Below are 12283 nucleotides of genomic sequence, written 5' to 3'. Positions count from 1 at the left end.
CCATCAGGCTAAGATACATCGATGAGTTTACATCCATGTTCGTAGCCTGATTCCCCGGTATCGTCGACACGTACGACGATACCGGTGGCTCTTAAGTCAGCCGTTGAGCCTGCTGCCTTCACCGCAATATCAAACATCACGCCAACATCGAGCCGCTCTGGCAAAATCAATAAAACACCATGCGCGCTCAAGTCACAACACTCCCCGTGATATGTCTTGCCACTTACCTCAACGATCGCGGATGTTCTGATCGGCACTCGACGGTCACTGCGTTTATCATCATCGTGCATGGTTTAGCCCCAAAAATAGAAATATTTAGGTTCAGAAATAGCACACACTGGCCGATAAGAAAATAACAATGCTTCATGATGGTGATAAATAGTGGCTTATAACAATCAAAACTCTATTGTGCGTGCGTCTTTTAACCTTGGACAACCGGTAAAACATCGTTTATATGGTTATGAAGGTGTCGTTGTAGATGTGGACGCATCATTTAGCTTGAGTGACGAATGGTATCAACGCCAAGTATTTTCTGGGGCGAGTAAAAACCAACCTTGGTACCTGATACTGGTAAAAAATTCGTCCATCCAAACTTATGTTGCCGAGAGTTGCCTAGAGCAATTAGCAACTCAACCACGTGTGAATCAATCGCTATTACGACAAATAAGCGACCCTGCGCTAGCGGGATTACAAAAACACAGTTGATCCATTGCCCTACTATGAGCCTAAATGTACCATGAGGGTAACGTACTTATAAGGGACATAAGGTTATGGTAGAAGAAACGATTTTCACCAAGATTATTAATCGCGAGATTCCTGCGGATATCGTCTACGAAGATGACCATGCGCTCGCGTTCAAGGATATTAATCCGCAAGCCCCCGTGCATCTTTTAATTATTCCCAAAAAGGCGATTGCAACCATTAACGATATCGACGATGCCGACGCTGGGCTTGTCGGTCATTTATACGTCGTTGCGGGCAAACTCGCCGTGCAGTACGGTTTCGCCAAAGACGGATACCGTTGCGTGATGAATTGTAACGAACATGGCGGACAGTCGGTCTACCATATCCATTTGCATCTATTGGCAGGCAAACCGTTAGGCTGGCCGCCATACACGGACACGCCTAAACAGGTTTAGCATTACGGCCGGTAGCGTGGGTCGAGAATTTGATCCACGCGCCACGCATTGTTCTCTTTCACCAGTACGATATCTCGACGGTCTTTGACCATCTCACCATCGTAACGACCATCAAAAACCAGCGTAACACGTTGCTCATCATCTCGATTCAAGTAGGCATCGAATGAAGCCGGGTCGATGGAAATCTCCACACGGTCAAAGTAACGATTAAGCACGTACCGTTGTACGGCACTGACCGAACCATAATGTTCGAGTAATTGCGATAACCGTTGCGATGCAAATTCTTTTGCTTTACTTAGGTTATTTTCGCGGTAGATTGAGTAATAGAAACTCAGTGCAGCATGCATCTTGCTCTGTGTTTCGTGACTGGCCTCTTGACCCATACTGTTGGTATAGCTGGTCTCCTTAGCAGGCTCGCAGCCCACTAAGAAGCCCATCGTCACCGCAGCGAGTAGAGCAGAGAAAAAACGTCGTTTAGCCTGAACAATGTACATCACTCGCTACCTTATTGACCCATCACAATACCTTCACGACGCGGATCCGCGCCACCTTGCAACTGTCCATTTGGCAACACTGTAATGCCATGAACACCACTGTTTAAGTCGATGACTTTAACCTCGTGCCCACGTTTTTCCAACGCGCTTTCCAACTCTGCGATATCACGTCCCTTCTCGAGCGCGGTGTAATCGTTGCGGTTCGTCACATGACCAAGGTCAATCGCTTGTTGCATATTGAGATCCCAGTCAATCAGTCCAACCAACGTCTGAGTCACATAGTTGATTATCCGACTACCGCCTGGCGAGCCCAAGGCATGTACCACTTGACTACCCGACTCATTTAATACGATGGTCGGCGACATCGAACTGCGAGGGCGCTTGCCCGGCTGCACTCTGTTGGCAATTTTACGTCCGGCTTTATCCATGGGTGTCAGTGAGAAGTCGGTTAACTGGTTATTCAAAATAAAACCACCGGCCATCACCGTTGAACCGAAACCCATTTCAATACTGGTGGTCATAGAGATAACGTTACCTTCACTATCCACAATCGACATGTGGCTGGTGTTCGGCAGCTCATAGGCAATATCTTGTTCATACTCAGGCTTTAGATATAAGCCCGGCTTAGCCTTCTCCATGTCGTTTTCGTCGATTTGTTTGGCGCGCTTGGCAAGATAATCATCGTTGAGCATACCTGCGGTCGGCACCGATACAAAGTCAGGATCGGCGATCCATTGGTTGCGATCCGCAAAAGCGAGGCGCGATGCTTGCGTAAAATGGTGAGCAAAGGTCTCTCCGTTCACTGACCATGATGAGACATCGTAGTTTTGCAAGATGCCCAAGGTTTGCAATGTCGTGAGGCCACCCGAACTCGGCGGTCCCATACCACACACTTGATATTGGCGGTATGCATCGCAGACCGGCTCACGAATCACTGCCTGATACTCGGCTAAATCTTGAGTGCTCAATACGCCTGGGGCAATTGGGCTGTTACGAACGGCATCCACAATGTCTTTAGCAAGTGGACCTTGGTAAAACGCATCAGCCCCCTGCTCCGCAATTAGGCTTAAACTGTCGGCATAGTCTTGGTTCACCAAGGTTGATCCGGCTTCAATAGGTTGCCCATTGGGAAACAAATAGTCTGAAATGGTTGGCATTTTCTTAACGCCAGGATTGATTTCACTCTCAACCAATTTCGCCAACCGAGGTGACACTTCAAAGCCTTTTTCTGCCATATCGATGGCATCAGCGAACAAGGGTTGCCAATCTAGTTTTCCCCATTTGTCATGCGCCAGCTCTAAACCACGCAGCACACCAGGTGTACCCACCGAACGTCCACCCACGACCGCTTCAATCCAAGAGGGCGCATTGCCATCTTCATCAAGGAACAACGCCTCTGTTGCTTCCATCGGCGCGGTTTCGCGCGCGTCGACGGTGTATAGTTTCTGCTCTTCATTATCCCAGTAAAGAATAAAGGCTCCGCCGCCAATGCCCGATGACTGTGGCTCAGTCAGCCCTAACATCGCTTGTACCGCGATCGCGGCATCGACCGCACTACCACCGGCTTTTAACACCTTGTAACCGGCTTCAACTGCATGCGGGTTTGCCGCGGTTACCATGTAGCGGTCACTGACCACGACTTGCTTGTCGGAAAAGCCGGTCGCCGCTTCTGGCTCGCGTGCCTCCTGTGCAGGCTCTGCATCGTGTGGCGCAGCCGATGTACTGGTGGTGTTTTGTGCGGGTGAGCACGCTGCGATTAACGCCGCAGCGACGGATGATAAAATCCAATGCGAGGTATTAATTGACTTCATGATAGCCCTAACATCTGGTACAAGTAATGCCTTCTATCATACGGAGCAACTGGAGAACAGGCAAACGCTTATGAACAAAACCCAATCACTCACCAGTGGTGCCATGGCCGCCGCATTATTAATACTTGTGTCAGCAGTGATTCAATGGCTTCCATACCACGACGTTTTAACGTACAACAGCGCAGCCTTGAGTGAGCGTATCTGGAGTTTAATCAGCGCCCCGCTCGTCCATTTGGATTGGAACCATTGGTTGTTCAATATGGCCGGTTTGGCGCTCATCGTCGGCATCTTTAACGAACAGTTTGATATGCGCCAACTGTTCAATAACTACTTGCTCATTAGCGTGTTCAGCGGTGGTTTGTTATGGCTTTGGCCAGAAACAGTGCAATATGTGGGATTATCCGGTGTTTTGCATGGCTTGCTATTGGTTTGCTTGATTAATGTGGCGTTGAAGCAGCCATGGTACGCGGTGGTTATTGTCGTTGTGCTTGGCAAGGTGATTGCCGAGTTGATGGGCTTTAGGCCTGCTCATTTTGTCGGCCCTGATGTGGCACTGATTCATGCAGCGGGCATCATTGCTGGAGCGTTGACTTGGTTTCTACAACGGCGCCGGATTGCCGACGCCGTACGTAGAAAAAAAGCACAGCAGGATTAATCCTGCTGTAGGTTTTCCTCAAACAGCTTGTAAATACGACGGTACTCATTCAACCAGCTCTCAGGCTGACGGAAACCGTGAGGTTCCACCGGATAGATCGCGGTTTCCCAGTCGGTTTTCTTCAACTCAATTAAACGTTGCACAAGGCGCACGCTGTCTTGGAAGAAGACGTTGTCATCGACCATTGGCGAGTTAATGAGTAGTGCATCCTCTAGCCCATCCGCAAAGTAAATTGGCGAACTACGACGATACGCAATCGCGTCATCTTGCGGCAAGTTAAGGATATTCGAGGTATAACCGGTGTTGTAATGAGCCCAGTCAGTCACTGGACGCAATGCCGATCCCGCCTGGAACAAGCCTGGCTCTTTGAACAACGCCATAAAGGTTAAGAAGCCGCCATAGGAGCCACCGTAAGTACCCATGCGCTCGCCATCAACATTGGCATTGGCTTGCAACCAGTCGGCTACGTCCACTAAGTCTTCGACTTCGGGCGTTCCCATTTGACGGTAAATAGCGGTTCGCCAATCACGTCCATAGCCCTTAGAGCCACGGTAATCCAGGTCGGCGACGACATAGCCTTGTTTATTAAGGAAGCTATGGAACATAAACTCACGGAAGTAACCCGACCAACCCATATGCGCGTTTTGTAAATAACCTGCACCGTGAATAAATACGACAGCAGGGTATTCTTCTGCTCGTTCTGCATCAAAGCCCTCAGGCTTATAAATGCGCGTATAAATTGGGTGTTCAACGTGCGATGAGTCAATCGCAACCAACTCGGGCGCCGTCCAATCAATGCTCAAGAACTTCTCAGATACCGTGTGCGTTAGACGTTGCGCCTCATCGGCTGCATCGGTCTGTTTGACGTAAAGTTCGGGTGGCATCAGCGGCGTCGAATAGGTTAGCAGCAACTGATCACTGTTTGGACTCAGCTCAAAAGCGGTCATGCCACCTAAATCGGTCAACGGCTCTGGCTCACTCGAACCATCAACCGCAACACGGTAAATTTCATACACACCTGGGTGCGGCTGATTCGCTTGGAAGTAAAGCTGACTGTTGTCGGCGGACAATGTCGGTGCTTCAACAACGTACTTGCCTTGCGTTAGCTGAGTCGTTTGCTCATCCAGGTCACGCGCATACAGGTGCGAATAGCCATCCGCTTCAGACATAAACCAGAGGGTGTCTTGATCGACCCACCCAAATTCATTGTGGGTGTAGTTAATCCATGCATCGTCGTGCAAACGATCTTGTTGCTCAAGTTGCTTCGCACCAAAGTCGACGGTAGCAATCCAACGATCTTTGTTATCCCATGCCTCTAACATGACCGCCACTTCTGAGCCATCTTCGTTCCACTGAATAGCGCCGTTTTCCCAGCCCCAGTCAGCCATCAAATGAATGGCACGTGGTTCTTTTTTAGGTTCGTAAGCGTTACCTTCAGCTTTCGCGTTCTCTTTTTTAACCGCGGCAAGCACGTCTTCGTTCCAGCCCTCAAGCGTATTGTACGTCAGACTCGTTTGCGTATGGTCTTGTAAATCAAGCAACACTAACTGATGCTGTTGTGGCTTAGCATCGGCAACACGACGACGTACCTTTTCTGGCTCAATACGCCCGTCTTCGGTGATATAATTCGGCATGATGTCGCCTTCGTCACGCCAGCTTTGTGGCTCAGACATGGCGACCAACAAATAGCGACCATTTGGCGACAAACGCCCATCGACCCACTGCATACGCTTATCTAAATAAAAAGCCTGCGGTGCAAGTGTCGCATTTTGTTGTTGTAGCTGTTGCTGATACTCGAACTGCTCTGCGCGGTTCTTACGTTCTTTCTGCACAAACTGAATCAATTTCTGTTCTTCTTGCGCAAGATAATCTGCTGGTGCTTTGTTCGCTTGCGGCTCATCAGCAAACTGAATATCGGCGACTTGTTGCGATAATCCTGAACGGACATCAATTCGATAAAACTGCTGCCCTTGTTGGTAGCTCAACGAACCATCGGCCATGGCTTGCAGATTGTGCTGACGCTCGCTATCACGGGTCAGTTGCTTCACTTCGCCATTGCCGAAACGCACAAATACGTTGCCTTTAAAGGTATAGGCCAACCAGTCGCCCGCCACCGAGGCTTCTTTTTCATCCGCCACGTACAGGTGTTGCTCTGATAGCGGAACCGTCTCGGGCTCACCTTGCGCGCCTTTAATAATCATTAGATCGCGGACTTCACTGCCCTCACGCTTTTGGTAGAACAGGACATCTTGTCCATCTAAACTCCAAAACGCGTTCTCAGGGAAGCGTCCCATCCAATCGGGATCGGCCATGATCTGCTCAAGTGTGAGTTCCGCCACACCATCAGCCGAAGCCAATGGGTCTGCTTTTAAGGTCGCCGGAGTGGGCGCCTGAGGGGCGGTGGTTGTAGATTGCGCAACCGTGCTCTGCGTGGATGCGCAAGACGCAGTGACGAGCGCCGCGCTCAGTGCGATCACCAAACGGGATTTTTGCATACTGATTTCCTTTATTGTGCGTCGGGTTGATTTTCGGGTAATGCTTGTTGAACCGCGTCTAATTTTAACAAATTACTGTGTACACGCTGCAGATTTGGGTAGTCCTCGAGAGGTACGTTGAACCGCTGCGCATTGTACACTTGCGGCAATAAGCAAATATCTGCCAATGTTACCGAATTTCCGAAGCAATAATCACCTGCATAATCGGCAAGGCGCTGTTCAAATGCGTTAAAGCTCTTGCTCACCCAATGGTGAATCCAGCCAACCTTCTGCTCATCGCTACAATTAAGAGTGCCCGTCAGGTATTGCAAGACGCGTAAATTGGTCACCGGCTGCAATTCGCAGGCTAAATCGTAGGCAAGCGCACGCACTTGTGCTTTGGCAACCCGATCGACGGGTAATAAAGGATTTTCTGGGTAACATTCATCAAGGTATTCAATAATCGCAAGCGACTGATTCAGCTTAACGTCACCGTCAATTAACGTAGGTACGAGCTCTGAAGGGTTTAGTTTTCGGTACGCCTCACTATGTTGTTCACCACCATCTTTAACGAGGTGAACCGGATGATAGGTATAGTCGCACTGTTTAAACGCGAGTCCTAAGCGTACACGAAAACTGGCGCTTGAGCGCCAGTATCCGTATAGTTCCATCATTATTGAGGTCCTGTGTATTGCACCACTTTTTGATCGATGGCACCGAAGATTGATTCGCCATCGGCGTTTTTCATTTCTAGGTGGATCGTGTCACCGAAATCCATAAACTTTGTCGTTGGCTGACCATCGCGAATGGTCTCAATCATGCGTACTTCCGCGATACAACTGTAGCCAACGCCACCTTCAGCAATAGCGGTGCCATGCTCGGTACCTTGTTTGTTCGACACGGTACCCGAGCCAATGATTGCTCCCGCTCCTAAGTGGCGGGTTTTCGCGGCATGTGCCACCAATTGCGCAAAGTTGAACGTCATATCTTCGCCCGCATTGGGTTTACCAAATGGCTTACCGTTGTAATTCGACAACAATGGCAAATGTACTTTGCTGTCTTTCCACGCATCACCAAGTTCATCAGGTGTCACTGCAACGGGTGAAAACGCCGATGACGGCTTGCTTTGGAAGAAACCAAAGCCCTTACCCAACTCGCCTGGAATCAGACCACGCAGCGAAACATCGTTAACGAGCATCAACAGCTTGATGTGCTGTTCTGCATCTTGAGCTTGCACGCCCATGGGCACATCATCGGTAATAATCGCGATTTCACCCTCGAAATCGATGCCCCATTCGTTACTTGCCATCTCGATATCATCGTGCGGCGCAAGGAAGTCATCTGAACCACCTTGATACATCAACGGATCTTCCCAGAAGCTCGGCGGCATTTCGGCGCCACGGGCTTTACGCACTAACTCAACGTGATTAACGTAGGCGCTGCCATCGGCCCATTGATAAGCACGCGGTAACGGTGACTCACATAAATGCTGTTCAAATGTCACAGACCCTTCTACGTCACCTTGATTTAGTGACTGATAAACCGCGTCAGCTTTTGGTGCCAGTTCATCCCAGTTATCAACGAGCTCTTGCATGCAACTCGCAATAGCAGGAATTGCCACCGCTTTAGTTAAGTCACGGCTGACGACCATCAGTTGACCGTCACGCGTACCATTTCGATAGGTTGCTAGTTTCATATTGTTTTACTTCTCCTTCCAACTGAACACGTAGTCTGGGTTCTCAACACTCATTGCCGCATCGGATGCTTCTAATGCATCGCGGGTGTCGAGCATGACTGCGACTTCATCGGTGAATTTCTTTTTATGTTCTAAACCCGCTTTAAAGGCTTTTGGGTGCGGTCCGTGGGTAAAACCTGCCGGATGAAAGGTCACCATACCACGATCGATGTTATCGCGACTAAAGAAGTCGCCTTCGTGATAGAACAACACTTCATCATAATCATCATTGTTATGATAGAACGGCACTTTCAATGCACCTGGATCGCTCTCGATAGGACGCGGCACAAAGGTACACACCACAAAGCGCTCCGCAACGAACGTCGTATGCGCTGAAGGTGGTAAATGATAACGGTGGCTCATCAATGGACGAATATCACGCCAGTTGAGTCGTACCGGCGCCAAATCACCGTGCCAACCGACCGCATCGAGCGGATTGAACGGGTAAGTAATCACCGAAACTTGTTGATGACGCTTCACAAAGGTTTGCGTCTGCTCTTCGCTGTATTGTGCTTTAAATGCATCATCAATCGCAGGCGTATCCAATACCGCTGGGTCAAAGATCGCATGGTTACCGACCAGCCCTTTCTCCGGCAACTGATAAGCGCCGTGAGTGGCTTCAATCATCAACAGCTGCATCGGCTCTTCGGGTTCAATGCGCCAGCTCGTCGAACGAGGAATGACAAAGTAATCCCCTTTAACGAGCTTAATGTGACCGTAATCACAAAAGACATGACCACTGCCCTCATGCACAAACAGCAAATCATCACCATCGGCATTACGCACCAGATAGTTCATCTTGCTTTTGCAATGCCATAAACGAAACTTGCAATGAGCGTTCTCAAGCAGGTTGCTCACCAGCCATGGGTTTTCTTGGTCTAAGTCTTTGAGTTGGTTAAAATCGAAGGCGCGCGGACGCAATGGCCCTTGCCAATCAGACCAACCTGTCGGTGCATGCTGATGATGGAAGTGGGTAGCGGGGCCGAAGAATCCACTTCGACCCGCTTCACGTTCATACAGCGCTTGCTCAGGAAAGTCAGCATGAGCCTGCCGTGAATGCGCGCCTTCCTGTTTAGGAAAGCTGATCCACTTACGCATCGCTCAATACTCCTCTACGAATTTGGTCTTCTTCGATACTTTCGAACAGGGCTTTAAAGTTACCCTCACCAAAGCCTTCGTTACCTTTACGTTGAATAATTTCAAAGAACACGGGACCAATCACGGTTTGAGTGAAGATCTGCAACAAGATACCGTCTTTCATTGGCGCGCCATCAATCAAAATACGCTGATCACGCAGTGCTTCTACATCTTCTTCGTGACCTTCTACGCGCTCATTGATTTTCTCGTAATACGTGTCTGGCGTATCCATGAACTCCATACCAATGCTGCGCAGATCTTTAACTGTTTTGTAAATATTGTCACTGGTCAACGCAATGTGTTGGATGCCTTCACCGTTATACTCGCGCAAATACTCTTCAATTTGCGATTTATCATCGTGCGATTCGTTGATTGGGATACGGATCTTGCCACACGGAGCCGTCATGGCACGACTCAATAAGCCAGTGAGCTTGCCTTCGATATCGAAATAGCGGATCTCACGGAAGTTACCGATGCGCTCATAAAAGCCTGCCCATGTATCCATATTGCCGCGGAACACGTTGTGAGTCAGGTGATCGATTTCATACAGACCTGCCGCATGTGACGACATTTTTTCTTGCCAGTCGGGATAGAATTCAAAGTGATCCGTGTAAACCGCCATATCCTTATAGTTATCGATAAAGTACAACGCACTCTCACCGATACCGTACACCGCTGGAATTTCTTCAATCACGCCCTGGTCGCCAGGAAAGGCTTTGGCGCCATTGTCTAACGCGTGCTCCAATGCTTTTTTTGCATCCGCGACGCGCCATGCCATGCCACATACGCTGGGACCATGTTTTTTAGCAAACTCTTCAGCTTGGCCGCCTACTTGCGAGTTGATAACGAACTGAATGTCATTTTGCTTGTAAAGCCATGCATCTTTACTCTTATGCTTAGCCACCTCGGTGAACCCGAGCTTATCAAACAAATCTTTAAGTGCCGCGATGCCCTTGGCATCTGGGGCGGTGTATTCAACAAATTCAAAACCATCGGTATTGAGTGGGTTGTAGTTGATGTCGCTCATAGTCACTTCCTTCTGTGTTCGTTACATAGGTATTTTTTGTGTTATGTAATCGTTACTTTAGGGGGCGAATTGAAAATGAGCGAGTAAAGCTTAAAAACTTGCCCAGGGCGGGCGCCTCGAAACTTTGTAACCTTTTATTTACAAAAAAATAGAGCGCGTTAAGACGCGCTCTACTCATGGTGTGTCATTAATTCATCGTAAACTTTATGTTACAGCCACTGTTTGGGTGTTAGCAAAAGTTTACAGAGTGGTCACGACTGGCTTTTCTTGCGCTGCTTTCCAATACCATAATCACGCAGCTTATTTGCCACAGCCGTGTGGGAAAGGCCTAAACGACGGGCAAGTTGACGGGTACTCGGAAAACTTGGATAGAGTCGTTTCAGTACCGTGCTCTCAAATCGTCTTACTGCCTCGTCCAAGCTGATATCCTCTATCTCGATAGCGAGGGGATCATCATCAACCTGAGCTTCTGGCAGTTTGACATCATTGGCTTCGAGCACATCACCATCAAGCATCGATACCGAGCGAAATATTGTATTTTCTAACTGACGCACGTTGCCCGGCCATTGATACCCTTTAATGCGATCCTTAGCTGAACGACTGAGCTTGACTAAACTGCGTCCTAGAGACTTACATGCCTGCGATATAAAGTGTTCCGCCAACAACACCGCATCCGCTTTGCGTTCACGCAGCGGCGGCACATTCAATGCCAGTACGTTCAGGCGATAATACAGGTCCTCGCGGAAAGCACCTGATTCAACAAGTTCATAGAGGTGGTTCTGTGCCGTACAGATAACCCGCACATCAACACTGACCTCTTGCTCTTCTCCAATACGGCGAAACACGCCATGCTCGAGGAAGCGAAGCAGTTTCGCTTGTAGGTTGATCGACATTTCACCGACAGAATCCAGCAACACGGTACCGCCCGCGGCTTGCTCTAACACACCGGTTTTCTTGGCACTGTGTTCAGACAAACTACCAGCACCATGACCAAATAACTCGCTCTCTGCGACATTATCTGGCAGTGCCGCACAATTGATTGCTAAAAACGGTTTATCAGCGCGCACCGACGCTTGGTGACAGGCTTTAGCGAGGAGTTCTTTACCGACACCGGTTTCGCCTTCAATCAGCAGTGGCGCATCGAGTTCCGCCATACGCTGAGCTTCTTTGATAACTTTTTTGAAGCCCGCATTGTCAGTCAACAATCGCTCGAACGCTGAGTCGTTCTTGTTGTTCTGCCATTTAGCAACATTGGGCTCGGTCTTACAGGTCAGAACCGCCCCCGCAAACGAGCGGCTCTGGTCTTCGCCGGTGACCCAGATGGGGAGGATTTGCGCATAGTATTCGGCGTTATTAATCACCACAGCCTCAAACACCGGCTCTTTGGGTTGTTTATCTAACCAGCGTGCTAACCCAAAGCCCGTAATAAATTGTGATAGGTACTCGCTGTTGAGTGAGTCTTTAGGTGCACCTAACAGCTGGGCAGCGGCATCATTAATGATATCAATGCGCCCTTTAATATCGATAGATATGACAGGGTCAGGCAAGGTACTCAAGAGTAAATCAAATTCAAAATGCTCACGCTCAAACGGCATGTAAGGGATGGTTTTCACATCAATAACATTTGGAATTCGACGTATTTGCGGCATTAAGTGGCTGAAGTCTTCAAACGCGAGTTCTGGAAAGTTTAGGTAAATCTTTCCGCGCGGATCAATTTCAATACCTCTTAAATCGATTTCTTGATCGCGAAGTATCTGCAATACATCAAGGCAAATGCCCAAACGATCATCGCAGGTTATCTCTAGTCTCAT

12 protein-coding genes are annotated in these 12283 nt (G+C 48.9%); 3 read left to right on the top strand and 9 right to left on the bottom strand.

Translation table 11 applies throughout. The features are described from left to right. Positions 1 to 8 precede the first annotated feature (8 nt). Positions 9 to 290: a PilZ domain-containing protein gene (locus tag DFP83_RS02210; protein WP_110572718.1), complete on the bottom strand. Its 282-nt coding sequence runs from the start codon at positions 288 to 290 to the stop codon at positions 9 to 11. A gap of 91 nt (positions 291 to 381) precedes the next feature. Here DFP83_RS02210 and hspQ point away from each other — a divergent pair, with 91 nt between their 5' ends. Both hspQ and DFP83_RS02200 read left to right on the top strand, forming a co-directional pair. Beyond that, positions 382 to 705: a heat shock protein HspQ gene (gene hspQ / locus DFP83_RS02205; RefSeq protein ID WP_241971561.1), complete on the top strand. Its 324-nt coding sequence runs from the start codon at positions 382 to 384 to the stop codon at positions 703 to 705. A 65-nt stretch (positions 706 to 770) separates the two neighbouring features. After that, positions 771 to 1139, top strand: a complete 369-nt coding sequence (locus tag DFP83_RS02200) for a histidine triad nucleotide-binding protein (protein WP_110572716.1) — start codon at positions 771 to 773, stop codon at positions 1137 to 1139. 2 nt (positions 1140 to 1141) lie between these two features. On the opposite strand, the gene DFP83_RS02195 is transcribed toward DFP83_RS02200, so the two are convergent. Continuing rightward, positions 1142 to 1636: a hypothetical protein gene (locus tag DFP83_RS02195; protein ID WP_241971560.1), complete on the bottom strand. Its 495-nt coding sequence runs from the start codon at positions 1634 to 1636 to the stop codon at positions 1142 to 1144. Positions 1637 to 1644: 8 nt separating this feature from the next. Further along, entirely contained in the window at positions 1645 to 3444 is a 1800-nt protein-coding gene (gene ggt, locus DFP83_RS02190; protein ID WP_110572714.1) for a gamma-glutamyltransferase, read from the bottom strand. Positions 3445 to 3514: 70 nt separating this feature from the next. Between ggt and rrtA the strand changes: the two genes are divergently transcribed. Further along, a complete protein-coding gene (gene rrtA / locus DFP83_RS02185) occupies positions 3515 to 4099 on the top strand; it encodes a rhombosortase (RefSeq protein WP_157981510.1) in 585 nt (194 codons plus the stop codon). Here the strand turns inward: rrtA and DFP83_RS02180 are convergent. The 6 genes from DFP83_RS02180 to tyrR all read right to left on the bottom strand — a co-directional run bounded on the left by DFP83_RS02180 (position 4096) and on the right by tyrR (position 12283). Next, positions 4096 to 6594, bottom strand: a complete 2499-nt coding sequence (locus DFP83_RS02180; RefSeq protein ID WP_110572710.1) for a S9 family peptidase — start codon at positions 6592 to 6594, stop codon at positions 4096 to 4098. The genes rrtA and DFP83_RS02180 overlap by 4 nt on opposite strands. Positions 6595 to 6605: 11 nt before the next feature. Further along, on the bottom strand, positions 6606 to 7244 hold the full coding sequence (gene maiA / locus DFP83_RS02175) for a maleylacetoacetate isomerase (RefSeq protein WP_110572884.1): 639 nt from the start codon (positions 7242 to 7244) through the stop codon (positions 6606 to 6608). A gap of 2 nt (positions 7245 to 7246) precedes the next feature. Further along, positions 7247 to 8269: a fumarylacetoacetate hydrolase family protein gene (locus tag DFP83_RS02170; RefSeq protein WP_110572708.1), complete on the bottom strand. Its 1023-nt coding sequence runs from the start codon at positions 8267 to 8269 to the stop codon at positions 7247 to 7249. A gap of 6 nt (positions 8270 to 8275) precedes the next feature. After that, complete coding sequence (locus DFP83_RS02165; protein WP_110572706.1) at positions 8276 to 9406, bottom strand: homogentisate 1,2-dioxygenase; 1131 nt, start codon at positions 9404 to 9406, stop codon at positions 8276 to 8278. Further along, positions 9399 to 10472, bottom strand: coding sequence for a 4-hydroxyphenylpyruvate dioxygenase (gene hppD, locus DFP83_RS02160; RefSeq protein ID WP_110572704.1), 1074 nt, complete (start codon positions 10470 to 10472; stop codon positions 9399 to 9401). The genes DFP83_RS02165 and hppD overlap by 8 nt, the downstream gene beginning before the upstream one ends. Positions 10473 to 10723: 251 nt before the next feature. Beyond that, the gene (tyrR, locus tag DFP83_RS02155; RefSeq protein WP_110572702.1) at positions 10724 to 12283 is read right to left on the bottom strand and encodes a transcriptional regulator TyrR; all 1560 of its coding nucleotides are present in this window, start codon (positions 12281 to 12283) and stop codon (positions 10724 to 10726) included.

Source organism: Idiomarina fontislapidosi (assembly GCF_003226255.1).
Taxonomy (GTDB): Bacteria; Pseudomonadota; Gammaproteobacteria; order Enterobacterales; family Alteromonadaceae; genus Idiomarina; species Idiomarina fontislapidosi.
The sequence above is the reverse complement of the archived record's forward strand: the minus strand, read 5'-3'. Positions and strand labels throughout refer to the sequence as shown.